Below are 23,503 nucleotides of genomic sequence, written 5' to 3' on the forward strand. Positions count from 1 at the left end.
GACGTCCGACGGAGGGTCTTGGGGGACGCTCCGGGCAAGCGTTGGCCGGGGCACGTGCACCGGGGAGCTTTGAGCGGCCCTCCCGTCGGTACGTACCCCGGCAGACCGCAGGCGGCACGCGCAGGCGGTACGAGGAAAAGCGCAGGACAGCAGGACCAGTACGACCCAGCAGTACCGAGGAACCCAGGAGCTTCGGCTCCCACTGAACGCCCGGCCGGATCCCGTGGGGGGAATCCGCTCCGGGACATGGGAAGCGCCTCGTTGTCGGCCCGTGGGGGGATCGACGGCGGGGCGCTTCTCGCTTTCACGCGGGAGCGCTCCCGCACGCTGCCATGAGGAAGCGCCGGTGAAGAAGCGCCCTTGAAGAGCGCCCGGGCAAGCAAATCGCCCCGGACACCGCGCTCTGTGCGAAAGCGCGGCAGTCGGGGCGAAGGCAACCGGCCCAGGGCCGGGATGGTGCGGGGGTGGCCGGTGGGTCAGCGACCCTCGACCGGGACGAAGTCGCGCAGGACCTCGCCGGTGTAGATCTGGCGCGGGCGGCCGATGCGGGAACCCGGCTCCTTGATCATCTCGTGCCACTGGGCGATCCAGCCCGGCAGCCGGCCGATCGCGAAGAGCACGGTGAACATCTCGCTCGGGAAGCCCATGGCCCGGTAGATCAGACCCGTGTAGAAGTCCACGTTGGGGTAGAGGTTGCGCGAGACGAAGTACTCGTCGGAGAGCGCGTGCTCCTCCAGCTTGAGCGCGATGTCGAGCAGCTCGTCGGACTTGCCGAGCGAGGACAGCACGTCGTGGGCCGCGGCCTTGATGATCTTGGCGCGCGGGTCGAAGGACTTGTACACCCGGTGGCCGAAGCCCATCAGGCGGACGCCGTCCTCCTTGTTCTTCACCTTCTGGATGAAGCTGTCGACGTCGCCACCGTTGGCCTGGATGCCCTCGAGCATCTCCAGCACCGACTGGTTGGCGCCACCGTGCAGGGGGCCCCACAGCGCCGAGATGCCGGCGGAGATCGAGGCGAACATGTTCGCCTGCGAGGAGCCGACCAGACGCACGGTGGAGGTCGAACAGTTCTGCTCGTGGTCCGCGTGCAGGATGAGCAGCTTCTCCAGCGCCGAGACGACGACCGGGTCCGGCACGTACTCCTGGGCGGGGACCGAGAAGGTCATGCGCAGGAAGTTCTCGACGTAGCCGAGGTCGTTGCGCGGGTAGACGAACGGGTGACCGATCGACTTCTTGTACGCGTACGCCGCGATGGTCGGCAGCTTGGCCAGCAGCCGGATCGTCGAGAGGTGGCGCTGCTCCTCGTCGAACGGGTTGTGGCTGTCCTGGTAGAACGTCGACAGCGCGCTGACGACCGAGGACAGCATGGCCATCGGGTGGGCGTCGCGCGGGAAGCCGTCGAAGAACCGCTTGACGTCCTCGTGCAGCAGCGTGTGCTGGGTGATCTCGTTCTTGAACGCCGACAGCTCGTCGACCTTCGGGAGCTCACCGTTGATGAGCGTGTACGCGACCTCAAGGAACGTCGACTGCTCGGCGAGCTGCTCGATGGGGTAGCCGCGGTAGCGCAGGATGCCCTGCTCGCCATCGAGGTAGGTGATGGCCGATTTATAGGCAGCGGTGTTGCCGTATCCGCTGTCCAGCGTCACCAGACCGGTGTTCGCCCGGAGCTTCCCGATGTCGAAGCCCTTGTCGCCGACGGTGCTGTCGATCACCGGGTAGGTGTACTCGTCATCGCCGTACCGCAGTACTACAGCGTTGCTGGTGTGCTCGCTCACGTCATCCCTCACCGACGTAGTGCCTCTTCTTCGAGGTTCCCTGACTGTCTCCACCCTCCCCCATTTGGCTCAGGAGAGTGCACTCGGGGTCGTCCATTGGACCTACTCGCGGCACTGAGTGCCGCGAACTTATTCATCCTGCCCCCTTGCCTGCGGTTGCGGAAGACCTGCGTGATGTTTCCCACCGATTTGATCGATCATTTTTTCCGAGGATCCTCCGTGGATCCTCCTTCCGCGCCTCCGCGCAACCGGTGATCCAGCGCCGTACAGCGTCTGCCTGCGGAAACCGTGCGGACCGCCTGGCCGATGGCCTGCCGGGAGCCGACCAGCACGACGAGCTTCTTCGCCCTCGTCACGGCGGTGTACAGCAGGTTCCGCTGGAGCATCATCCAGGCGCTCTTCGTCACGGGGATGACGACGGCCGGGTACTCGCTGCCCTGGGAGCGATGGATCGTCATGGCGTACGCGTGGGACAGCTCGTCGAGCTCGTCGAAGTCGTAGCTGATCTCCTCGTCCTCGTCCGTCAGCACGCTCAGCTTCTGTTCGTCCAGGTCGAGAGCGGTGACGACGCCGACGGTGCCGTTGAAGACACCGTTCTCCCCCTTGTCGTAGTTGTTACGGATCTGGGTGACCTTGTCGCCGACGCGGAACACCCGGCCGCCGAACCGCTTCTCGGGCAGATCGGGGCGGCCCGGGGTGATGGCCTGCTGGAGCAGCCCGTTGAGATGGCCGGCTCCGGCCGGGCCGCGGTGCATCGGCGCGAGCACCTGCACGTCCCGGCGCGGGTCGAGCCCGAACTTGGCCGGGATACGACGGGCCGCGACGTCCACGGCCAGCACCCCGGCGTCCTCCGTCTCGTCCTCCACGAAGAGGAAGAAGTCGCTGAGTCCCTGGGTGAGGGGCGGTACGCCGGAGTTGATGCGGTGGGCGTTGGTGACGACGCCGGACTGCTGGGCCTGGCGGAAGATGGTGGTCAGCCGGACCGCCGGGACGGGGCTGCCGTCGGCGAGCAGATCCCGCAGCACCTCCCCCGCCCCGACCGAGGGCAGCTGGTCCACATCGCCGACCAGCAGCAGATGGGCGCCGGGCGCCACGGCCTTGACGAGCTTGTTGGCGAGCAGCAGGTCGAGCATGGACGCCTCATCGACGACGACGAGATCGGCGTCCAGCGGACGGTCCCGGTCGTACGCCGCGTCCCCGCCCGGCTTCAGCTCCAGCAGGCGGTGCACGGTGGACGCCTCGGCGCCCGTCAGCTCGGAGAGCCGCTTGGCCGCCCGCCCGGTGGGCGCCGCCAGCACCACCTTCGCCTTCTTCGCGCGGGCCAGCTCCACGATCGACCGGACGGTGAACGACTTGCCGCAGCCGGGCCCCCCGGTCAGCACGGCCACCTTCCGGCTGAGCGCCAGCCGTACGGCGGCCTCCTGCTCGGGCGCCAGCGTCGCCCCCGTACGCCCGGCGAGCCACTTCAGCGCCGCGTCCCAGTCCACGTCCCCGAAGGCCGGCATCCGCTCCTCCGGCGTCCGCAGCAATCGCCGCACCTGAGCGGCCAGGGCGATCTCGGCGCGGTGGAAGGGCACCAGGTAGACGGCCGTGACCGGTTCACCGCCCTCGGGCGACGGCACCTTCTCCCGTACGACACCCTCCGGTTCGGCGGCGAGCTCGGCCAGGCACTCGATGACCAGCCCGGTGTCGACCTGGAGGAGCTTGACCGCGTCCGCGATGAGCCGCTCCTCGGGCAGGAAGCAGTGCCCCTGGTCGCTGGACTGCGACAGCGCGTACTGCAGCCCGGCCTTGACGCGCTCGGGGCTGTCGTGCGGAATGCCGACGGCCTGGGCGATCCGGTCCGCGGTCAGGAAGCCGATGCCCCAGACGTCGGCGGCCAGCCGGTAGGGCTGGTTCTTCACTACGGAGATCGAGGCGTCCTCGTACTTCTTGTAGATACGGACGGCGATGGAGGTCGAGACGCCGACGCTCTGGAGGAAGACCATGACCTCCTTGATCGCCTTCTGCTCCTCCCACGCGGCGGCGATCATCTTCGTCCGCTTCGGCCCGAGCCCGGGGACCTCGACCAGACGCTTGGGCTGCTGCTCGATGATGTCGAGGGTGTCCACGCCGAAGTGGGTGGTGATCCGGTCGGCCATCACCGGCCCGATGCCCTTGATCAGTCCGGAGCCGAGGTAGCGGCGGATGCCCTGGATCGTGGCCGGGAGGATCGTCGTGTAGTTCTCGACGGTGAACTGCTTGCCGTACTGGGAGTGGGAACTCCACCGCCCCTCCATCCGCAGCGACTCACCGGGCTGCGCGCCGAGCAGTGAGCCGACGACGGTGAGCAGGTCGTTGCTCCCCCGCCCGGTGTCGACGCGCGCGACCGTGTACCCGTTCTCCTCGTTCGCGTACGTGATGCGCTCGAGCACGCCTTCGAGGACGGCCATGTTCGGTGTGGCCGATGCCGTGGGTGCCGTCGTGGAAGGCCTGGTGGACATGACCGTGACGGTACCGGGCGGGGCTGACAGCGCGGGGCCGTAACACTCAGTGTTACGGTGGTGTCATGGCAACCGAGCGCTTCTCCATCAGCATGTCGGCCGAGGTCCGCGACCGGATCAGGGAGCATGCTGCGGCCGCCGGACTCGATGTCTCCACGTTCCTGACGATCGCCGCCCAGGCGCAGATGGACCAGCAGGACCGCGTCAGAAGGATCTTCAAGCCCTTCGAGGAAGCTCGCGAGGAGGCCGAGGAACAGGCAGGCACCGGCACTTGGGCCGGCGACGAGATCGAGCCGACCAGGGAAGAACGGGCGGAGGTCGAAGCGATCCTCGGCCGGTCCTCCCACGATGAGGCCGCGGCATGACGGTCGTCGTCTACGACACCGGCATGCTGATGGCGCTGGTGAGCCAGGACCGCCGGGCGCACATCCTGCACAAGGGCTTCGTCGCAGCCGGTGGACATCAGCCGGTCGTTCCTGGCCCCGCTCTCTCCCAGGCCTGGCGAACAAGCCCGAAGACTGCCTACGCGTGGAAGCGTCTTCTCGCCGATGTCGTCGTATATCCCGGGGCCAGGGCCCGCTTCCCCCTTGAGCAAGTACCCCGCTGCCTCCCCTGTGCAGGGGGAATGACCGTCGAGGACTGGAAGACGATGGGCGACATGATCGGTACCGCCGCGTTGCCTCCCAAGAAACGTCCCGACCCGGTGGACGCACTGGCGGTCTTCGTCGCTGCCGCACACGGCGGGGGCGCCGTGCTGACCTCCGACGCCGACGACATCAAGGCGTACGCCGCCACGCTGCCGGGGGCCGGCGTCTCGGTCGTGGCCGTCTGAGCAACGGGGCCCAGAGCCTCAGAGCAGTCCGTATCGGCCTTGTCAGAGGCCGTGGTTACGCTGCGGGCATGAGCAACAAGACGTGGGATGCCCTGGCGGCCACCCCCCTTCCGGAAGTACGGCGCCGCGCGACCGTCATGGACAAGCTCGCCGAGGTCGAACCGGTGACGGTGCCCGGCGCACACCGTCTGGCCTGGAACGACCGCGGCGGCCAGTCGGTGGTCTGGTACTTCGCGGAGGACGGCCGCGCGCTGCTGCTGACGTTCGACCACGAGTCGGACCTGAATCTGTACGCGGAGGACGATTTCGTCCTCCAGGAGTCCTTCTACGAGGGCGTCCCCGACTCCCTCGTCGCCCTGGTCCGCGACCGTCCCGAGAACTACGAGTCCCTGAACCTCACGGACCCCGTGACGGGCCGGACGATTCACTACGCGGGCGGCGTCTTCTGGTACGACGGCACGCGCTGGCACGTCGCCGACGGCCTGGCGGAACACTGCCGCAGCGAGGGGGCGGACCTCTTCAACGACTCAGGCTTCGACTACTGCCTGCGCGGCTACCTCTTCGGCCAGGAGTTCACGCCGGAGGCTCCGTAGCCAGGGGCTGCCGTCAGCCCGCCACCGCGGTGAGCGAGCGGTGGTGCTTCGGCGTCTCGATCTCGTCGATCAGCGCGACCGCCAGGTCCGCGTAGGAGAAGGACGGGGCGCCGTCGGCCATCACCTGCTCGCCTCCCGTCCGGTAGTGGCCGGTCCTCGGGGCCTCGTTGTCCAGCATCACGGGCGGCGGGGCGATGACGAGCCAGTCGATGTCCGTCCCGGCGGCCCGGAGCGCGGCGAGTTCCGCGGTGTGGCCGAGCGAGAAGGCCCGCGCCTCCTGTGGGAAGCCGGGGGCGTCGTGGACGGCCACGCCCGGAGCGGTCTCCAGCACGCTTCCGATCCCGATCAGGACCAGCCGTTCGACCCCGGCACGGGCCAGACCGTCCAGCAGGGCGTGGGCGGCGCTCACGTAGAACTCGTCCGAGGGCATGTCGAGCCGGCCCGCGGCGCTGATCGCCGCGTCGTGCCCCGCGGCGACCTCGGCGACGCTGTCCGCCCGGGTGACGTCACCGGCGACGATCGTCACGCCGGCACCGGCCAGGTCCGGGTACCGGTCCGGATCGCGCACGACCGCGGTCACCCGGTGCCCGCGCGCCACGGCCTCCGCGACCGCACGCCTGCCGGCCCGTCCGCCCGCTCCGAACACGACGATGCTGCTGCTCATGGGGTTCCCCTCGCCAAGGCCCGCTGACCGCCGGCCGACGCAGCGGACGCTAGCCCCGCACCCCATGGTTTCCGCAACGATAGTTACGTACGCTCGTCAGGGTGAGCCAACCACTTGATCCCGAAATGTTCACGGGCTGCTCCCACACCACCTCGCCGTTCCGGATCGGCGGCAAATGGACCCCGAAGATCATCAGGTGTCTGGAGGCCGGACCGCGCCGCTTCTCCGAACTCGAGGTCCCGCTGCACGGCGTCACACCGAAGGTGCTGACCGAGACGCTGCGGTCGATGGAGCGGGACGGCCTCGTCATCCGTACGGTCGGCGACGGAATCCCGCCTCGGGTGGACTACGAACTGAGCGCGCTCGGACGGACGTTGCTCGGGCCGATGGCGGCCTGCTGCGCATGGGCGGCGGCGCATCTGCCGGAACTGGAGGATGCCCGGGAGACGTACGCGGGTCCGGCGCACAGCTCCGCTCCCTGAGGAACCCCTCAGGGAGCGGCACGGGCTGTCAGGGCGTCGGCCCGTCACCACCGCTGGGCGCGTGGCTCAGGTCCACCACACAGAAGATGTTGCCGTCCGGGTCGGCGAGAACGACGAAGTCAGGATCGGGCGGGTACTGGTCCCAGTCGACGGTGCGCGCGCCGAGCCCGACCAGTCGCCGGACCTCCGCCTGTTGTTCCTCGGCCGTGTCCGTGAAGAGGTCCAGGTGGATCCGGGGGTGCGGCTCGGCCGGGGAAGCGCTGCGCATCAGGCCGAGGGCCCGGCCGGAGCCGTCGGGGTGAATGAGCGTCCGCCACGTCTCGCTCTGCCACTCCTCGGCAGCGACGAGGTTCAACGCCGTGGTCCAGAAGGCCACTGCGCGGGGAAGGTCCGTGACACCGATGACGGGGATTCCTAGTCTCAGCATGAAGGCGAGCCTAGGGGCAGCCGGAATCCACAGCCCGGTGGCGGGACCGCGGCCCCGCTCAGCCGCCGGCCGTGAGCCGGATGGTGCCGATCCGCCCCAACCCCTCGAAGGAGACGACGGCGGTGTTCCCGGCCGGCAGATCGGCGGTCGGCTGGTCGCCTTCCTCGCGCTGCGGCGCCCCGTGGTGATCGAAGGTGCGGGAATTCTCTCCTGCCGTGCGGGAACCTCCGGGCGGCTGCCGGACACGTATAGGGCATGGAACTGAACGACGCCGGTCCGGCCGCATTGGTCGGAGGGATATCTGACCGAGAGCTGTGGGCGCGGGCCGTCGACGGCGACCGGGAGGCCTTCGGCCGGATCTTCGACCGGCACGGGAAGACCGTCTACAACCACCTGTTCCGGCGCACTGCCGACTGGGCCGAGGCCGAGGACCTGACCTCGACCGTGTTCCTGCACGCCTGGCGCCGGCGGTCGGAGACGGTGCTGGACCGCGACTCGGCCCTGCCGTGGCTACTGGGCATCGCCGACCGTCTGCTGTCGAACACCAGGCGGCGGCTGAGGCGGGCCGAGGCGTTGCTGCGCCGGCTCGTCTCGCACGAGGAACCGGTGGGCGACCACGCGGACCGCGTCGCCGGCCTGGTCGACGACGAGCTCCGCATGTCGCAGATCCACCGGGCGCTGGCCCGGCTGCCACGCCATGAGCGCGACGTCGTCGAGCTCTGTGTGTGGTCGGGTCTTGACCAGCAGGCGGCCGCGGCAGCGCTGGGTGTGGCGGTCGGAACGGTGAAGTCCAGGCTGCACCGGGCGCGGCGGAGGCTGGGAGCCGACCTCGTCGGCACAGCCACCGATCCGGCGTCCTTCAGTTCGATGCATCCCGTCAACGCGGAAGAGGTCGCACGATGAATCACGCCCAGGGTGTTCCTGCGGCTCCTTCCGATCGCGATCTGCCGGACCACCGGCGGACCCGAGAGGAGCTCCTGATGAAGATCGGCCCCGAGGACAACCGTGTTTCGCTGCGGCGCAGGTGGGGGGTGCCGCTGGGGGTCGCCACCGGCGTGGCCGGGCTGAGTGTGGCGGCCGTGACCGTCTTCAGCGGGGTGGGAGACGCCAAGCCGCTGCTCGCCGGCCCCGCCGGCAACCCGTCGAGCGCCCCCACGTCACCGGGGCCGAGCACGGCGCAGGGCTCCACATCGGGCGGAACCGGTACGGAGCCGTCCTCGGCTCCCGCGGGTTCCGCCGCGGACGACTTCACGATCACCAGCGCCACGACGACCCCGATCGACGCGGGAACGGTCTCCAAGATCCTTGGCTCCTGCCTGGGCCCGGACGCCTCGCGATTCGACGCGGTGGTCTCGGAGCGCGCCCCCGTCGCCTCGAAGCACGCGGACGGCGTGGTCGTCGCCGTCGACTCCGCCGGTCAGTACGTGCAGTGCGAGTCGAAGGGCAACAAGGGCAGCAGCCCGGACTCGCCGCCCACGTTCATCAACGACCGGCTGTGGGGTACCGGGCGCATGATCGGGTACTTCAACTCCGTCATGGAGCCCGCCGGCAAGGGGCGCTACGTCATGCGGGGCGCCGGGCACTACACGTCGGACGTCGCCAAGGTCACCATCAGCTACGGCGACGACCCGAAGCAGTACCCGGCGTCGATGGCCGGCGGCGCCTTCGCGTACGCGGCGGCTCTCTCCACCGACAGCTCCGACCCGCACTATTCGGGCCCCGGCCCCTACGTCCACGCCTTCGACGCGTCCGGCAAGGAGATCTACAACCAGAAGAAGGACCCGCAGTTCAGCGACGAGCAGTAGGGCGGTTCCCGCGCCCGGCCGGCCGCACGCCCTTCTCGCCGGCGTGCGGCCGGCCGTGCCGTGACGGCGAAACGGGGCCCGGTCTCTCGACCGAGCCCCTCTCGCTCTCCCCCTGTCAGGCGCCTCCCGATCCCCCCGGACCCCTCCCCGGAAGCTCCTGACTACACCTACGACACGGCAGGGCACGGAAGGGTTGCACGCCGGGGCGATCTTTTTTGCCTCCGGGGTCCGGGGCGGCGGAATCCGCCCGCCGGTCAGGGTGTCAGCAGGCGTGCTCCACGTACCGGGCGGCGACCTCCGCCAGGACCTCCGCGCCGTCGCGTGCCCACAGCGCCTCGTTGAAGATCTCCACCTCGATCGGGCCGTCGAAGCCGGTGGCCTCCACCGCCGTGCGGAAGGCGCGGAAGTCCACGCTGCCGTCGCCGAGTTGGCCCCTGCCCAGCAGGACGCCCGCAGGGAGCGGGGTGATCCAGTCGGCGAGCTGGAAGGAGTGGATCCGGCCCGCCGCCCCCGCCCGGGCGATCTGGGCGGGGGCCTGGTCGTCCCACCAGAGGTGGTACGTGTCGACGACCACGCCGACCTGCTCGGCCGGGAAGCGTTCCGCGATGTCCAGGGCCTGGGACAGGGTGGAGACCACGCAGCGGTCCGAGGCGAACATCGGGTGCAGCGGTTCGATGGCCAGGCGTACGTTCCGTTCGGCCGCGTAGGGAACCAGTTCGGCCAGGGCGTCGGCGATGCGTTCGCGGGCGCCGTACAGGTCCTTGCTGCCCTCCGGGAGGCCGCCCGAGACCAGGACCAGGGTGTCCGTGGACAGGCCCGCCGCCTCGTCGAGCGCCGCGCGGTTGTCGTCGAGGGCGCGGGCCCGCTCGGCCGGGTCGAGGGCGGTGAAGAAGCCGCCCCGGCAGAGACTGGTGACGGTGAGCCCGTGGTCGGCGAGGAGGGCGGCGGTGCGCGCGACGCCGTACTCCTGAACCGGGGCCCGCCACAGACCGACCTTGTCCACGCCTGCCTTGGCGCAGCCTTCGGCCAGCTCGGGCAGCGACCACTGCTTGATGGTCTCCTGGTTGATGGAGAGCCGGGAGAGGTCCTGGTCGGTCATCGGGTGCCTCCTTGCACGGTGAGCAGCGCGCGCATCCGCGACTCGGCCAGTTCCGGGTCGGGGAACAGGCCCAGGCGGTCCGCCAGTTCATAGGCCTTCGCCAGGTGCGGCAGGGAGCGGGCCGAGTGCAGGCCGCCCACCATCGTGAAGTGGTCCTGGTGGCCGGCCAGCCAGGCGAGGAACACCACGCCCGTCTTGTAGTAGCGGGTGGGCGACTGGAAGAGGTGGCGCGACAACTCAACCGTCGGGTCGAGGAGTTCGCGGAATCCCTTGGTGTCCCCGGTGTCCAGGACCCGTACCGCGTGGGCGGCCAGCGGGCCGAGCGGGTCGAAGATGCCGAGCAGGGCGTGGCTGAAGCCGCGGTCGTCGCCGGCGATCAGCTCGGGGTAGTTGAAGTCGTCCCCGGTGTAGCAGCGCACCCCGCTCGGGAGTCGGCGGCGGACGTCGATCTCGCGCTCCGCGTCGAGGAGCGAGATCTTGATGCCGTCGACCTTGTCGGGGTGTTCGGCGATGACCTGGAGGAAGGTGTCGGTGGCCGCGTCCAGGTCGGTGGAGCCCCAGTAGCCGTCGAGCGCCGGGTCGAACATCGGGCCCAGCCAGTGCAGGACGACCGGTTCGGTGGCCTGGCGGAGGAGATGCGCGTACGTGTCCAGGTAGTCCTGCGGGCCCTTGGCGGCGGCGGCCAGCGCACGGGAGGCCATCAGGATCGCCTGGGCGCCGCTCTCCTCGACGAGGGCGAGCTGCTCCTCGTACGCGGACCGCACCTCGGCGAGCGTGGCCGGGCCGGCGGGGAGCTGGTCGGTGCCGACGCCGCAGGCGATGGCACCGCCGACGGACCTGGCCTCGGCGGACGAGCGCCGGATGAGCTCGGCGGCGCCGGCCCAGTCCAGGCCCATGCCGCGCTGGGCGGTGTCCATGGCCTCGGCGACGCCCAGACCGTGCGACCAGAGATGACGACGGAACGCGAGGGTGGCGTCCCAGTCGACGGCGGCCGGTGAGTCGGGGCTGATGTCGGCATACGGGTCCGCGACGACGTGGGCCGCGGAGAAGACCGTACGGGAGGCCAGGGGCGCGCCGCCGGGGGCGAGGTCGAGCGGGGTGGTGCGGGGCTCGTACGGGCCCTGCGGGAGGTGGATCGTCATGCGGTCAACTCCGGTGCTTCCTGCGGGAGGCGGATCGTCACGGTGTCCACTCCGGTGCGACGGGGGTGCGGCGCTGCGTCACAGGGTCAGCTCCGGCACGTCGAAGCGGCGGCCCTCGGCGGAGGACTTGAGGCCGAGCTCGGCGAGCTGGACGCCGCGCGCGCCGGCCATCAGGTCCCAGGCGTAGGGCTCGTCGAGCACGATGTGACGGAGGAACAGCTCCCACTGGGCCTTGAAGCCGTTGTCGAAGACCGCGTTGTCCGGGACTTCCTGCCACTGGTCGCGGAAGGACTCGGTGACCGGGAGGTCAGGGTTCCAGACCGGCTTGGGGGTCGCCGAGCGGTGCTGGACGCGGCAGTTCCGCAGACCCGCGACGGCGGAGCCGTGGGTGCCGTCGACCTGGAACTCGACGAGCTCGTCGCGGTTGACCCGGACCGTCCAGGAGGAGTTGATCTGGGCGACCGCGCCGCCCTCCAGCTGGAAGATGCCGTACGCGGCGTCGTCCGCGGTCGCGGCGTACGGCTTGCCGTGCTCGTCCCAGCGCTCGGGAACGTGCGTCTGGACGTGGGCCTGGACGGTGGTGACCCGGCCGAACAGCTCGTGGAGCACGTACTCCCAGTGCGGGAACATGTCGACGACGATGCCGCCGCCGTCCTCCGCACGGTAGTTCCACGAGGGCCGCTGGGCCTCCTGCCAGTCGCCCTCGAAGACCCAGTAGCCGAACTCGCCGCGCACGGAGAGGATCTCGCCGAAGAAGCCGCCGTCGATGAGGCGCTTCAGCTTGAGCAGGCCCGGCAGGAAGATCTTGTCCTGGACGACACCGTGCTTGATGCCGGCGTCGCGGGCGAGGCGGGCGAGGTCGAGGGCGCCCTCGACGTCCGTGGCGGTGGGCTTCTCGGTGTAGATGTGCTTGCCCGCCGCGATGGCCTTCTTGATCGCCTCGACGCGCGCCGAGGTGACCTGCGCGTCGAAGTAGATGTCGATGGTGTCGTCGGCGAGGACCGCGTCCAGGTCGGTCGACCACTCGGTCAGACCGTGCTGCTCGGCGAGTGCCTCCAGCGCGTGGGCGCGGCGGCCGACGAGGACGGGCTCGGGCCACAGCACGTCGCCGTTGCCGATGTCGAGGCCGCCCTGCTCGCGGATCGCGAGGACCGAGCGCACCAGGTGCTGCCGGTATCCCATGCGACCCGTGACGCCGTTCATGGCGATGCGCACTGTCCTGCGTGTCACGAAAGTTCCTCCATACAGCCGTAGCAAGCGCTTTCTATGCGGTATGACGCTAGCCTGCCGACAGCGGCCTGGACAAGAGGGGGCGCGCTGATTGGTTTGGTCCACTCCCCCCTCGTCACTTCTCGGAGGAATTCGATGACAGTCACCCTGGCGGACGTGGCGGCTCGCGCCCGGGTGTCCCCGGCCACCGTCTCCCGTGTGCTGAACGGCAATTACCCGGTGGCGACGTCCACCCGGGAGCGGGTGCTGCGTGCGGTGGACGACCTGGACTACGTGCTCAACGGGCCCGCGAGTTCACTCGCCGCGGCCACGTCCGACCTGATCGGGATCCTGGTCAACGACATCGCCGACCCGTTCTTCGGGATCATGGCGGGCGCGGCCCAGACGGAGATCGGCGGCCCGGGCGACGGTTCGGGCCGGGCGGGCGGCGAGAAGCTCGCGATCGTCTGCAACACCGGCGGCACCCCGGAGCGCGAGCTCACCTATCTGACCCTGCTCCAGCGCCAGCGCGCCGCGGCCGTCGTCCTCACCGGCGGCGCGGTCGAGGACCCGGCCCACCAGGCCGCGGTCTCCGCGAAGCTGGCGAAACTCGCGGACGCGGGCACCCGGGTGGTGCTCTGCGGACGCCCCCCGCTGGCCGACAACACCTCCGTGGTGGCCGCGCTGGCCTTCGACAACCGCGGCGGCGGCCGGCGTCTCACCGAGCACCTGCTCTCGCTGGGCCACCGGAACATCGGCTACGTCGCGGGCCCGGTGGAGCGGACCACGACCCGCCACCGGCTGGAGGGCCACCGCGACGCGATGAAGGCCGTGGGGCTCGTGGGCGACGAGGACCGGCTCACCGTGCACGGCTCCTACGACCGGCGCTCCGGCTACGACGCCACGGTCGAACTCCTGCGCCGCGAACCGGGGATCACCGCCGTGGTCGCGGCCAACGACACGGTCGCCCTGGGTGCCACCGCGGCGATCCGCGACCGCGGACTGCGCATCCCCGAGGACATCTCGGTGGCGGGCTTCGACGACCTGCCGTTCTCCGTGGACGTGGTCCCGGCCCTGACCACCGTACGGCTGCCGCTCTTCGAGGCGGGCGCCCGGGCGGGCCGGCTGGCGACCGGCAAGGACGCTCCGCCGCCGGGCGGCATCGCGACGATCGCCGCGGAGCTGATGGTGCGCGGCTCGACGGCCCCGCCCCGGCGATGAGAGCAGGACCGCGGGAGGCGGGCGTGCGCGGCGCCGCCGGGGCCGGGTGAGTCGCACGGCACGGACGGGGCACGCGTGCGACGCACCCGGGCCCGGGTGCGTCGCACGGTACGGGCCGGGGTACGCGCCTGACGCACCCGGCCGGGGGCGAGTCGCACCGCACGGACCGGGGTACGCGCCGGACGCGCCCGGTCCTGGGTGCGTCGCACGGTACGGACCGGGGTACGCGCCTGACGCACCCGGTCCTGGGTGCGTCGCACGGTACGGACCGGGGTACGCGCCTGACGCACCCGGCCGGGGGCGAGTCGCACCGCACGGACCGGGGTACGCGCCGGACGCGCCCGGTCCGTACCGTGCAGGGGCGCATACCGACGGAAGGAACACGCACGTGAAGCTCGCCTTCTCCACCCTCGGGGTTCCGGGACTGCCGATGGCCGAGGTCGTCCGGCTGGCCGCCGGGCACGGCTACCAGGGGGTGGAGCTGCGCGCCCACCCCGAGGAGCCGGTGCACCCCGGCCTCACCAAGGCCGAACGGGCCGCTGTCGCCGCTGAGTTCGAGCGGGGCGGGGTCGAGATCCTGACCGTGGCCGGTTACGTACGGGCGGCCGCCGAGGGCGAGGACCAGCCGGTGCTGGACGAGCTCGCCGGGCTGATCGAGCTGGCCCACGATCTGGGCGCGTCAAACGTCCGGGTCTTCCCGGGCGGCGGCGACCAGGACCCCGGAGCCGCCGACGCCACGGCCGCCCGCCGGCTGGCCGCCGCCGCGCCGTACGCCGCCGACCTGGGCGTACGCGTCCTGCTGGAGACCCACGACTCGCACCGAGCGGGGGCCGATGTGGCCCGGGTGGTCGGCACGGTCGGGCACGGGAGCATCGGCGCGTTGTGGGACGTCATGCACACCTGGCTGGCGGGCGAGGAGCCGGTGGCGAGCCATGCGGTGCTGGCCCCGCACCTGGGATACGTACAGGTGAAGGACATCGCCTCGGCCGAGGACACCACGCCGGTGGCCCTGGGTGCGGGGGTCCTGCCGCTGCGGGCCTGCCTGGACACGCTCGACGCGGACAGCTGGGTCTGCTGGGAGTACGAGAAGCGCTGGCACCCGGAGGCGGCGGAGCTGCCGGGGATGCTCGCCGCGGGGCGCGAGCACCTGCTGCGGCTCGGGGCGCCGAAGGACTGAAACGGGTGCGGGGAGAACCTCCGTCCATGAGCAACAGGTCGTCCCCGCAGGCCCTCAGCCGTCGCCCTCAGCGGCCGCCAGCGGCCCTCGGCCACCCTCGCGCCTCAGCGACCTCAGCGACCTCAGCGAGCGAACTTCTCGATGGCGGCCGGTGTGACGGGAGTGAAGAAGTTGACGAGGTTGCCGTCGGGGTCGCGGAACAGGAGCGCGCGGTTGCCCCAGGGCATGGTGGTCGGCTCGTTGACGAAGTCGTCCACGAAGCCGGTCAGGTTCTTGTGCACGCTGTCCACGTCGTCGACGAGGAATTCGAGGATGACGCTGTGGTTGTCGGCCGGGCGGGCGGAGCCGGGCGCGAACAGCGGGACGGTGCGGGTGCTGCCGATCGCGAGGGTGGCGGAGGCGGTCCTGAGCTCGGCGAAGTCCTCGTTGGACCAGTCGGCGGTTACTCCGGTGGCGCGCTCGTAGAAGTCGACGAGGCGGGCGACATCGCCCGTGATGATGCGGATGGAGACGAAGTCCATGGGTCTTCTCCTGGCTGGTCGGTGTTCCTGACCAGCACGCTACGGCCGATACCGGGCGGAATCCGCCCGGTATGTGCGGGAGACTTCTGAGCATGCCTCGTCCCCTTGCTCGCGTGCTCGCCCTGCTCGAACTCCTGCAGTCGGGCGGCATCCGGACCGTGACCGAGCTCGCCGACCGACTCGACGTCGACGAACGGACCGTGCGGCGCTACGTCGGCCACCTCATCGACCTCGACGTGCCCGTCGAGTCGGTACGCGGCCGCTACGGCGGATACCGGCTCGCCCCCGGCTACCGCATGCCTCCACTCATGCTGAGCGACGACGAAGCGCTCGCCGTGCTGCTCGGCCTGGTCGCGGGACGGCGAGCCGGTCTGACGACGGCAACGGGCACGGCGGGCGAGACGGCGGCGGCCAAGATCCGGCGGGTGCTGCCCGAGCGGCTGCGCCTCGGACTCGACGCCGTCCTCGGGTCGCTCGCCTTCACGGCTCCGCCCGGCGCAGCAGCCGCCCCGGAATCCGGGGTCCTGCTCCCGATCGCCGACGCGGTGAACCATCACCGCCCGGTCTCGGTCGGGTACACCGCCGCCGACGGCCGGCGCAGCGAACGCACACTGCACCCGTACGGGGTCGTCGCCCACTCGGGCAAGTGGTACGTCACGGCTGCGGATCTCACGGCGGGCGAGGACCGGACGTTCCGGCTGGATCGCATCTCCGGTGTGAGGACGCTGCCCGGCTCGTTCGAGCCACCTGCCGGCCTCGACCCGGCGGAGCGCCTTCTGACGGGGCTCGCGACGGCTCCGTACCGGCACGAGGTGACCCTGCGGGTCCGGGGGACGGCCGAGCAGATCCACACCCGGCTTCCCGCCGGCGTCGCGATCGTGGAGGAACTGCCGTCCCCGGGCGGCGCGGACCCGGAGACGGAGCGCTGGTCACGAGTCGAGCTGCGGGTGGACCGGCTCGACTGGCTGCCCGCTGTGCTCGCCTCGCTGGACCGGCCGTTCGTCATCGAACGTCCGGATGAGCTCCGCGGTCTCGTCGAGGCTCTCGCCGAACGGCTCAGGCACTCGGCCCGGCGAGGCCCGCCTCACGTATGACGGAGCGGGTGCGCCCTCGTGCCGGTCGCCCCTGACCTCTCGGAGACGTGGGCTGTCCGGCGCCGTCGAAGCCGCACCGCAGGACGGTTCGCGGTCCGGCCGCGGGGGCGTGTTCCGGCTACCCGCCTACGGGGGCCGGCTCGGGCCTCTCCGGCGCGGCGGCCCGGGCCCGCCGCGCCCCCGCGAGCGAGGTCAGCGCCACCCCGCCGACCAGCAGCGCCGCCGCGCACCACCGCAACGGGCTCACCGACTCGCCGAGCAGCAGCGCGGCCGACGACATCCCGAACACCGGCACGAGCAGGGTGAACGGGGCCACGGACGAGGCCTGGTAGCGGCTGAGCAGGAAGCCCCAGGCCCCGAAGCCGAAGATCGTGACGACCCAGGCGACGTAGACGATGATTCCGGCGCCGCTCCAGTCCAGCGCGGCGAGCGCGTCCCGGTCGCGGTCCCAGCCCTCGAAGAGCAGGGACAGGCCGAGCAGCGGCAGGACGGGCACGGTCGAGACCCAGACCATGAAGTTGAGGGAGTCGGGCGGCGCGGCCCGGCGGGTCAGGACGTTCGAGACGCCCCAGCAGGCCGCCGCGGCGATCACCAGGACGAAGGCGAGCACGGGCCCGCTCGCGCCTTCGTCGACGGCGGCCACCCCGATGCCGGCCAGCGCCACCGCCATACCCAGCAGCTTCGTCCTTCCCGGCCGTTCGCCCAGCACGAGTGCCGCGAAGAGCGCCGTGAACACCGCCTGCACCTGAAGGACCAGGGAGGAGAGCCCGGCGCCCATCCCCCGGTCCATCCCGATGAAGAGCAGGCCGAACTTGGCCACACCCAAGGCCAGCCCCACGCCCACGATCCACTTCCACGCGACCTTCGGCCTGCCCACGAAGAACACGGCGGGCAGGGCCGCGACGAGGAAGCGCAGGGCGGAGAAGAGCAGCGGCGGGAAGTGGTCGAGTCCGAGCTCGATGACGACGAAGTTGACGCCCCAGAGGGCGGCCACCAGGACGGCCAGGGCGATGTGGAGGGGGCGCATGCACCGAGGATCGCGTGCGCGGACCATGTAGCACCAGCACGGATTTCTTCATGGTGAAATTGAGCAGCGCTAATGATTCCCGAGGACCCCGGAGGCCACGGTGCTCGATCTCGCCCGGCTGCGCGCCCTGCACGCCATCTCCGTCCACGGCTCCGTCGCGCGTGCGGCGGCCGCGCTCGGCTACACCCCGTCGGCGGTCTCGCAGCAGATCACCAAGCTGGAGCGGGAGACCCGTACGACGTTGCTGGAGCGACGCGGACGCGGGGTCGCACTGACCGAGGAGGCCGTTCATCTGGCCGCGACCGCGCAGGAGTTGCTGGCGATCGTGGAGCGCGCCGAGACCTCGCTGGAGGAGCGCCGGGGGCTGCCGACGGGCCGGCTGTCGATCGGCGCGTTCGCCTCGGCGGCGCGGGGCCTGCTGCCCGGGGTGCTGGCGGAGCTGGACCGCGAGCACCCCGAGCTCGACGTGCGGCTGACGGAGGTCGACCCGCACCTCTCGGTGGACCTGGTGGCCAAGGGCGTGATCGACCTGGCCGTCGCCCACGACTGGGACATCGCCCCGCTGCCCGCGCCGGAGGGCGTGGCGCAGGCGGACATCGGGGACGACCGGTGCGATCTGCTGGTGCCCGCGGGCCACCGGCTGGCCGGCCGGGACGGGGTACGGCGCGAGGAACTGGCGAAGGAGCGGTGGATCTGCCAGCCGCCGGGGACGGTCTGCCACGACTGGCTCGTAAGGACGCTGCGCACGGCGGGCTACGAACCCGACATCCGCCACCAGGCCGAGGAGAACCACACCCAGCTCGCCCTGCTCGCCGCCGGACTCGGGGTGGCCATGATCCCCCGGCTGGGGCGCGGGCCACTGCCGGACGGGGTGGTGGCGGTGCGGATCGACCCCGTACCGGTGCGGCGGCTGTACGCGCTGTGGCGTACGGACGCGGCCCGCCGTCCGGCGATCACGGCGGCCGTCTCGGCGCTCCAGGCACATGGGGCGGGCGTGGGGCTGCGGTGACCGTCCGTCCGCTCAGATCGCTCCCGCCACGAGACGGTCCAGCGCGGCCACACTGCGGCGAAGTCACCGTGGGCCTCCAGGCCCATGCGCGCAGCCTCACGGCGCACTTCGGCCATGCGCTCCCGGGTGACGGCCCGCGGGTGCGGCATGAGATCCCGCAACAGCATCCTCACGCTGACCCAGTCGGGCGGCACCTCCGGTTCCTCGTCCCCCGTGGTCACCATCTCGGGCGGCGGCTCGGGAACACCCTGCCGCCGGGCCGGAAGAAGCGCTTCCAGGGCGGCGCGGACAGCGGCGCCTCCAGATCCGACCGCTCACCCATCAACAGGCCCCTCCCCGTACACCTTCCGGCGCCCCGCCACGGCCGGGGACGCGCAGGCTCAGAGTGTCACCGTTGGGCGCACCCCCGGCACTTCCGGACGCGCTCAAAACGGTCCGCACCCTTGACCGGAAGTTATTTTCTGTATATCCGTGATCCTTGGCAGTTTCTTTCAACCCCCTCGTCATCGAGTACGGCCGAAGGAGCTCACGTGCACGACCGCACCTCCAGACGCACCCTCCTCACCGCCACCGCGGCAACCGCCGTCGCGGCGGCTGCGGGCATGGCAGTCGCCCCCGGCGCCCTCGCCGCCCAGAAGTCCGCCAGCAGCAGCCACACCTCCGCCGCCACCACACAGCGGCTGAAGCGGCTCATCTCCCGGATGAGCCTGGAGGAGAAGGTCGGCCAGCTCTTCGTCATGCGGGTCTACGGGCACTCCGCGACCGAGCCCGACCAGGCCGACATCGACTCCAACCTCGCCGAGATCGGGGTGCGTACCGCCGCCGAGATGATCGCCAAGTACCACGTGGGCGGCATCATCTACTTCGCGTGGGCGCACAACACCCGGGACCCGCACCAGATCGCCGATCTCTCCAACGGCATCCAGCGGGCCGGGCTGGCGGGGCCCAACTCCGTGCCGCTCCTCATCTCCACCGACCAGGAGCACGGCATCGTCTGCCGGGTCGGCGAGCCCGCCACGCTGATGCCGGGCGCGATGGCGCTGGGTGCGGGCGGTTCGCGGTCCGACGCCCGCCGGGCCGGGCAGATCGCCGGCGCCGAGCTGGCCGCGATCGGGATCTGCCAGAACTACGCACCGGACGCGGACGTCAACGTCAACCCGTCCAACCCGGTGATCGGCGTACGGTCCTTCGGCTCCGACCCGCAGTCCGTGGCCGGCATGGTCGCGGCCCAGGTGAAGGGGTACCAGAGCGCGGGGATCGCCTCCACGGCCAAGCACTTCCCCGGCCACGGCGACACCAGCACCGACAGCCACACCGGGCTTCCGGTCATCACCCACACCCGCGAGCAGTGGGCCGAGCTGGACGAGCCGCCGTTCAAGGCGGCCATCGCCGCGGGCATCGACTCGATCATGACGGCGCACATCGTGGTGCCCGCGCTCGACCCGGCCGAGGACCCGGCGACGCTGTCCAGGCCGATCCTCACCGGGATCCTCCGCGAGGAGCTCGGCTACGACGGTGTCGTGGTCACCGACTCGCTGGGCATGGAGGGCGTGCGGACGAAGTACGGCGACGAGCGGGTCCCGGTGCTGGCGCTCCAGGCGGGCGTCGACCAGCTGCTCAACCCGCCGAGCCTGGAGGTGTCGTGGAACGCCCTCCTGGCGGCCGTCAAGAGCGGTGAGGTCAGCGAGGCCCGGCTCGACGAATCGATCCTGCGCATCCTGCGGCTCAAGACGAAGCTGGGGCTGTTCGACGACCCGTTCGTCAGCCGGCGGGGCGTGGACCGTACCGTCGGCACCCGGTCGCACCTCGCCGCCGCCGACCGGATCGCGGAGCACACCACCACGCTGCTGGCCAACGACGGCGCGCTGCTGCCGCTGTCGCGCCGCTCGCACCGGAACCTGCTGGTGGTGGGAGCCGACCCGGCCTCCCCGTCCGGTACGACGGGACCGCCGACCACCACCCTGGCGGGGGCGTTCAACGAGCTGGGGTACACGGCCACGGCCCTGCCCACCGGTACCGCCCCGACCAGGGCGGCCATCGACGCGGCGGTGGCCGCCGCGCAGGGCAAGGACGCGGTGGTCGTGGGGACGTACAACGTCTCGGCGACGAGTGCGCAGCGCACCCTGGTGCGCGAGCTGGCCGCGACCGGCGTCCCGGTGATCACGGTCGCGATCCGCAATCCGTACGACATCGCCCAGCTGGCCGGGACGGGATACGCGGCGAGCCTGGCCTCGTACTCGTGGACCGACGTCGAACTGCGTGCGGCCGTCCGGGTGATCGCGGGCCGGGCCGAGCCGCAGGGCAGGCTCCCGGTGCCGGTGCAGCGGGCGGACGATCCGGCGCAGGTGCTGTACCCGGTGGGATACGGGCTCACGTACTAGCCGGTAGCGCCTTCGGGCGGTACGGACGGCTCCGCGTCCGTACCGCCCGGAGCGTCCGTGCCGCCCGCAGCGCTGTGCCACGGGAGCGGCCCGGCAGCCCGCGGCCCGTCCGGGCGCTCCGGTGGCGGATGGCCGGGACAGGGCAGATTCTGGTGCGGTAGCCGTATGTCGCGCGGCGCGCGGACGCCTGTCGCGGGTCCCGTCCGGGGGCGAAGGAGCTGGCGTGATGGCTGGAGCCCCTCTGATCGTCGTGGACGGCAGCGGTGTGGTCACCGGCTGGAGCAGGGGCGCCGAGCAGCGCTTCGGGCTGTCGGCCGCCGACGCGGCGGGACGCCCCGTCGCGGACGTCCTGGCAGGCGGCGCCCGGTGGCGGACCCGTGACGACGAGGTCCCGGGGCTGTGGGTGGAGCCGCTGACCGGGACGGACTGGGGGATCTGGGCGTCCGACGGGGACGTGGGGGCCATCGGGCAGGCGTTGCTCGACATGATGTTCTCCCAGTCGTACATCCCCGTGCGCGTACTCGATACACACCTGCGCGTGACGCGCGCGAGCGTCCCGCCCGGCACCCGCGAGGACGCGGCCGACGGGCTGCGGGGGCGGATCTTCACCGAGCTGTGCGGCTTCGAGGAACCGGAGGCGGTGGACGCCTTCCTGCGCGAGGTCCTGGACACCGGTGTGCCCGGAATCCGGCGGCTGTTCCACGCCCGTCCGGATGGAGCGCCCGACCACGCCCCGGGCACCGGACGGCTTCTCGCACCGGGTGAACGACGCGCGCTGTCCATCACGGCGCTCCGGCTCGAGGCACGGCAGGGGGATCAGGAGCGCGAGGGCCGCACCGTCCTCGGCATCGCCGTGTCCATGATCGACGTGACCGAGGAAACCAGGCGCACGCACCGGGCGGCCACCCTCACCGCCGTGCGCGAGAACGTGGGCGCGACCCTCGACATCGAAGCCACCTGCCACGAGCTCGTCGACACGCTGGTCCCCGCCTACGCCGACGTCGGCGTGGTCGAGATCGTCGAGTCGCTCCTGCGCGGCGAGGCCCCGCAGCCCGGGCCGATGCAGGGCGACGTACCGCTGCGGCGTGCCGCGTACAAGGGACGGCCCCCGCCGGCCCGCCGGGTGGGAGACATCCGCACGCTCGCCCCCGGAACCCCCTTCCAACAGGCCCTGTCCGATCTGCGGCCGCGCCTGATCCCGCTGACCGGCGAACTCTGGGCCGACGTCGACCCGGCACAGGCGCGCTTCATCCGGGCCGCCGGTTCGCACACGCTGCTGCTGGCACCGCTGACGCTGCGCGGTGCGGTCCTCGGACTGGTCAGCCTCTACCGGAGCGGCGACTCCGAGCCCTTCACCGAGGAGGACATCCCGGTCGCGGCGGCGGTGGCCTCCCGGGCCGCCCTCGGTATCGACAACGCGCGCCGCTACGTCCACGAGTACACCGTCGTCAGCGCGCTGCGCAGAGCCCTGCTGCCGCAGCGGCCGGCGGAGCAGCCCGCCGTCCGCACGGATCACCTGGTGCTGCCGGGACGGGACAGTACGAGCTGGTTCGACACGATCTCCCTGCCGGGGGCCCGGACCGCCCTGGTGATCGGGGAGGTGACCGAACACGGCATCCACGCGGCCACCGCCCTGGGTCAGCTGCGCACCGTCGTCCAGGCCCTCGCCGCGCTGGACCTGGAGCCCGACGAGCTGATCGCCCGCGTGTACGACACCGCGGCGATGCTGGTGCGGGAGCGGGACCAGCTGCCGCCGGAGGACCCGCTGCACCGCAGGCCGCTCTCCGCCTCGTGCCTGTACGCCGTCTACGACCCGTTCAGCGAGACGTGCGTCGTGGCCKCGGCCGGTCATCCCGCCCCGCTCGTCGTCGCCCCGGACGGCACCGCCTCCGTCGCCGGTGTGCCGGCGGGGCCGCTGCTGGGCGCCGAGGGGCGGGGGCCCGTGGCCGCGGCCACGGTTCCGCTGCGCGAGGGCAGCCTTCTCGCCCTCTACAGCGGTGCGCTGCGCGACTACGCCGAACCGTCCTCGGGTGTGCTGCGCCAGGCGTTCGCCCGCCCGGACCGGCCGCTGTCGCACCTGTGCGAAGCGGCCGCCTCCGCCCTGCCCGACGCGCCCGGCCTCCAGGGCGCCGTCCTGCTCCTGGCCAGGACCCGGGCCATGCCCCCGGACCGGTACGCCGCCTGGGAACTGCCGCACGACGCGTCCGCACCGGCCACGGCGCGCCATCTGGTCGCCGAACGACTGGCCGCCTGGAACCTCGCCGAGGACACCGGCGACGCGACCGAGCTCATCGTCAGCGAGCTGGTGACCAACGCGGTGCGCTACGGCAGGCCGCCGGTGAAACTGCGTCTCATCCTGGACCGCGGACTGACCTGCGAGATCTGGGACGGCAGCACCACCGCCCCGCACATGAAGTACGCCGGGGTGGTGGACGAGGGCGGGCGGGGACTGTTCATCATCTCCCAGCTCGCCACGCTGTGGGGCACGCGTTACGCCCCCGAGGGCAAGACCGTCTGGTCCGAGCAGGCGCTCACTCCCGACGAGGAGTGAGCGCCCGCTCC

General features: G+C 71.5%; 21 protein-coding genes. 12 read left to right on the forward strand and 9 right to left on the reverse strand.

The genetic code is table 11. The features are described 5' to 3' along the window. Nucleotides 1–476: 476 nt before the first annotated feature. Both EAO72_RS20330 and recD2 read right to left on the reverse strand, forming a co-directional pair. Nucleotides 477–1,775 (reverse strand): citrate synthase, encoded by a 1,299-nt coding sequence (locus EAO72_RS20330; RefSeq protein WP_148018755.1) that lies wholly within the window; start codon nt 1,773–1,775, stop codon nt 477–479. A gap of 197 nt (nt 1,776–1,972) precedes the next feature. Continuing rightward, nucleotides 1,973–4,258: an SF1B family DNA helicase RecD2 gene (recD2, locus tag EAO72_RS20335; protein WP_187285147.1), complete on the reverse strand. Its 2,286-nt coding sequence runs from the start codon at nt 4,256–4,258 to the stop codon at nt 1,973–1,975. Between the two features lie 65 nt (nt 4,259–4,323). Here recD2 and EAO72_RS20340 point away from each other — a divergent pair, with 65 nt between their 5' ends. The 3 genes from EAO72_RS20340 to EAO72_RS20350 all read left to right on the forward strand — a co-directional run bounded on the left by EAO72_RS20340 (nt 4,324) and on the right by EAO72_RS20350 (nt 5,683). Continuing rightward, the gene (locus EAO72_RS20340; protein ID WP_148018756.1) at nt 4,324–4,623 is read left to right on the forward strand and encodes a hypothetical protein; all 300 of its coding nucleotides are present in this window, start codon (nt 4,324–4,326) and stop codon (nt 4,621–4,623) included. After that, nucleotides 4,620–5,090, forward strand: a complete 471-nt coding sequence (locus tag EAO72_RS20345) for a hypothetical protein (RefSeq protein WP_148018757.1) — start codon at nt 4,620–4,622, stop codon at nt 5,088–5,090. Before EAO72_RS20340 ends, EAO72_RS20345 begins: the two co-directional genes overlap by 4 nt. A 68-nt stretch (nt 5,091–5,158) precedes the next feature. Continuing rightward, the gene (locus EAO72_RS20350) at nt 5,159–5,683 is read left to right on the forward strand and encodes a hypothetical protein (RefSeq protein WP_148018758.1); all 525 of its coding nucleotides are present in this window, start codon (nt 5,159–5,161) and stop codon (nt 5,681–5,683) included. 13 nt (nt 5,684–5,696) lie between these two features. Here the strand turns inward: EAO72_RS20350 and EAO72_RS20355 are convergent, their stop codons facing one another. Continuing rightward, nucleotides 5,697–6,347, reverse strand: a complete 651-nt coding sequence (locus EAO72_RS20355; RefSeq protein ID WP_187285148.1) for an NAD(P)-dependent oxidoreductase — start codon at nt 6,345–6,347, stop codon at nt 5,697–5,699. A 125-nt stretch (nt 6,348–6,472) separates the two neighbouring features. Between EAO72_RS20355 and EAO72_RS20360 the strand changes: the two genes are divergently transcribed. After that, complete coding sequence (locus EAO72_RS20360; RefSeq protein ID WP_148021921.1) at nt 6,473–6,829, forward strand: winged helix-turn-helix transcriptional regulator; 357 nt, start codon at nt 6,473–6,475, stop codon at nt 6,827–6,829. Between the two features lie 28 nt (nt 6,830–6,857). On the opposite strand, the gene EAO72_RS20365 is transcribed toward EAO72_RS20360, so the two are convergent. Further along, nucleotides 6,858–7,256: a VOC family protein gene (locus tag EAO72_RS20365; RefSeq protein ID WP_148018759.1), complete on the reverse strand. Its 399-nt coding sequence runs from the start codon at nt 7,254–7,256 to the stop codon at nt 6,858–6,860. 255 nt (nt 7,257–7,511) lie between these two features. Here EAO72_RS20365 and EAO72_RS20370 point away from each other — a divergent pair, with 255 nt between their 5' ends. Together EAO72_RS20370 and EAO72_RS20375 are read left to right on the forward strand one after the other, a co-directional pair. After that, nucleotides 7,512–8,159 carry an RNA polymerase sigma factor gene (locus tag EAO72_RS20370; protein ID WP_148018760.1) on the forward strand — a complete coding sequence of 216 codons (648 nt, stop codon included), beginning with the start codon at nt 7,512–7,514 and terminating at the stop codon, nt 8,157–8,159. Nucleotides 8,160–8,236: 77 nt separating this feature from the next. Continuing rightward, nucleotides 8,237–9,061 (forward strand): hypothetical protein, encoded by an 825-nt coding sequence (locus EAO72_RS20375; RefSeq protein ID WP_187285149.1) that lies wholly within the window; start codon nt 8,237–8,239, stop codon nt 9,059–9,061. Nucleotides 9,062–9,323: 262 nt separating this feature from the next. On the opposite strand, the gene EAO72_RS20380 is transcribed toward EAO72_RS20375, so the two are convergent. The 3 genes from EAO72_RS20380 to EAO72_RS20390 form a co-directional block, all read right to left on the reverse strand. Further along, on the reverse strand, nt 9,324–10,160 hold the full coding sequence (locus EAO72_RS20380) for a sugar phosphate isomerase/epimerase family protein (RefSeq protein ID WP_148018762.1): 837 nt from the start codon (nt 10,158–10,160) through the stop codon (nt 9,324–9,326). Further along, nucleotides 10,157–11,302: a dihydrodipicolinate synthase family protein gene (locus tag EAO72_RS20385; protein WP_148018763.1), complete on the reverse strand. Its 1,146-nt coding sequence runs from the start codon at nt 11,300–11,302 to the stop codon at nt 10,157–10,159. The genes EAO72_RS20380 and EAO72_RS20385 overlap by 4 nt, the downstream gene beginning before the upstream one ends. Nucleotides 11,303–11,380: 78 nt before the next feature. Beyond that, on the reverse strand, nt 11,381–12,532 hold the full coding sequence (locus tag EAO72_RS20390; RefSeq protein WP_148018764.1) for a Gfo/Idh/MocA family protein: 1,152 nt from the start codon (nt 12,530–12,532) through the stop codon (nt 11,381–11,383). Between the two features lie 135 nt (nt 12,533–12,667). Between EAO72_RS20390 and EAO72_RS20395 the strand changes: the two genes are divergently transcribed. Together EAO72_RS20395 and EAO72_RS20400 are read left to right on the forward strand one after the other, a co-directional pair. Further along, the gene (locus EAO72_RS20395; protein ID WP_148018765.1) at nt 12,668–13,732 is read left to right on the forward strand and encodes a LacI family DNA-binding transcriptional regulator; all 1,065 of its coding nucleotides are present in this window, start codon (nt 12,668–12,670) and stop codon (nt 13,730–13,732) included. Nucleotides 13,733–14,120: 388 nt separating this feature from the next. After that, nucleotides 14,121–14,909: a sugar phosphate isomerase/epimerase family protein gene (locus EAO72_RS20400; protein ID WP_148018766.1), complete on the forward strand. Its 789-nt coding sequence runs from the start codon at nt 14,121–14,123 to the stop codon at nt 14,907–14,909. A gap of 122 nt (nt 14,910–15,031) precedes the next feature. Here the strand turns inward: EAO72_RS20400 and EAO72_RS20405 are convergent, their stop codons facing one another. After that, nucleotides 15,032–15,430: a VOC family protein gene (locus EAO72_RS20405; RefSeq protein WP_148018767.1), complete on the reverse strand. Its 399-nt coding sequence runs from the start codon at nt 15,428–15,430 to the stop codon at nt 15,032–15,034. A gap of 92 nt (nt 15,431–15,522) precedes the next feature. Between EAO72_RS20405 and EAO72_RS20410 the strand changes: the two genes are divergently transcribed. Next, nucleotides 15,523–16,524 carry a helix-turn-helix transcriptional regulator gene (locus tag EAO72_RS20410; RefSeq protein WP_148018768.1) on the forward strand — a complete coding sequence of 334 codons (1,002 nt, stop codon included), beginning with the start codon at nt 15,523–15,525 and terminating at the stop codon, nt 16,522–16,524. A gap of 118 nt (nt 16,525–16,642) precedes the next feature. On the opposite strand, the gene EAO72_RS20415 is transcribed toward EAO72_RS20410, so the two are convergent. Then, entirely contained in the window at nt 16,643–17,551 is a 909-nt protein-coding gene (locus EAO72_RS20415) for an EamA family transporter (protein WP_148018769.1), read from the reverse strand. A 100-nt stretch (nt 17,552–17,651) separates the two neighbouring features. Between EAO72_RS20415 and EAO72_RS20420 the strand changes: the two genes are divergently transcribed. The 3 genes from EAO72_RS20420 (at nt 17,652) to EAO72_RS20430 (ending at nt 23,492) form a co-directional block, all read left to right on the forward strand. Beyond that, nucleotides 17,652–18,560: a LysR family transcriptional regulator gene (locus EAO72_RS20420; protein ID WP_148018770.1), complete on the forward strand. Its 909-nt coding sequence runs from the start codon at nt 17,652–17,654 to the stop codon at nt 18,558–18,560. Nucleotides 18,561–19,090: 530 nt separating this feature from the next. Continuing rightward, entirely contained in the window at nt 19,091–20,941 is a 1,851-nt protein-coding gene (locus EAO72_RS20425; protein WP_148018771.1) for a glycoside hydrolase family 3 protein, read from the forward strand. A 226-nt stretch (nt 20,942–21,167) separates the two neighbouring features. Then, entirely contained in the window at nt 21,168–23,492 is a 2,325-nt protein-coding gene (locus EAO72_RS20430) for a SpoIIE family protein phosphatase (protein WP_148018772.1), read from the forward strand. Nucleotides 23,493–23,503: the final 11 nt, after the last annotated feature.

The sequence above is a fragment of the Streptomyces sp. OR43 genome (genome assembly GCF_008042275.1).
Classification (GTDB): domain Bacteria; phylum Actinomycetota; class Actinomycetes; order Streptomycetales; family Streptomycetaceae; genus Streptomyces.

Excerpts from the sequence above, each read along its gene's own strand:
- EAO72_RS20365 (WP_148018759.1), bottom strand. The coding sequence starts at position 7,256 with ATGCTGAGACTAGGAATCCCCGTCATCGGTGTCACGGACCTTCCCCGC.
- EAO72_RS20385 (WP_148018763.1), bottom strand. The coding sequence starts at position 11,302 with ATGACGATCCACCTCCCGCAGGGCCCGTACGAGCCCCGCACCACCCCG.
- recD2 (WP_187285147.1), bottom strand. The coding sequence starts at position 4,258 with ATGTCCACCAGGCCTTCCACGACGGCACCCACGGCATCGGCCACACCG.
- EAO72_RS20405 (WP_148018767.1), bottom strand. The coding sequence starts at position 15,430 with ATGGACTTCGTCTCCATCCGCATCATCACGGGCGATGTCGCCCGCCTC.
- EAO72_RS20370 (WP_148018760.1), top strand. The coding sequence starts at position 7,512 with ATGGAACTGAACGACGCCGGTCCGGCCGCATTGGTCGGAGGGATATCT.
- EAO72_RS20410 (WP_148018768.1), top strand. The coding sequence starts at position 15,523 with ATGCCTCGTCCCCTTGCTCGCGTGCTCGCCCTGCTCGAACTCCTGCAG.
- EAO72_RS20415 (WP_148018769.1), bottom strand. The coding sequence starts at position 17,551 with ATGCGCCCCCTCCACATCGCCCTGGCCGTCCTGGTGGCCGCCCTCTGG.
- EAO72_RS20340 (WP_148018756.1), top strand. The coding sequence starts at position 4,324 with ATGGCAACCGAGCGCTTCTCCATCAGCATGTCGGCCGAGGTCCGCGAC.
- EAO72_RS20355 (WP_187285148.1), bottom strand. The coding sequence starts at position 6,347 with ATGAGCAGCAGCATCGTCGTGTTCGGAGCGGGCGGACGGGCCGGCAGG.
- EAO72_RS20395 (WP_148018765.1), top strand. The coding sequence starts at position 12,668 with ATGACAGTCACCCTGGCGGACGTGGCGGCTCGCGCCCGGGTGTCCCCG.
- EAO72_RS20360 (WP_148021921.1), top strand. The coding sequence starts at position 6,473 with ATGTTCACGGGCTGCTCCCACACCACCTCGCCGTTCCGGATCGGCGGC.
- EAO72_RS20345 (WP_148018757.1), top strand. The coding sequence starts at position 4,620 with ATGACGGTCGTCGTCTACGACACCGGCATGCTGATGGCGCTGGTGAGC.
- EAO72_RS20375 (WP_187285149.1), top strand. The coding sequence starts at position 8,237 with ATGAAGATCGGCCCCGAGGACAACCGTGTTTCGCTGCGGCGCAGGTGG.
- EAO72_RS20350 (WP_148018758.1), top strand. The coding sequence starts at position 5,159 with ATGAGCAACAAGACGTGGGATGCCCTGGCGGCCACCCCCCTTCCGGAA.
- EAO72_RS20380 (WP_148018762.1), bottom strand. The coding sequence starts at position 10,160 with ATGACCGACCAGGACCTCTCCCGGCTCTCCATCAACCAGGAGACCATC.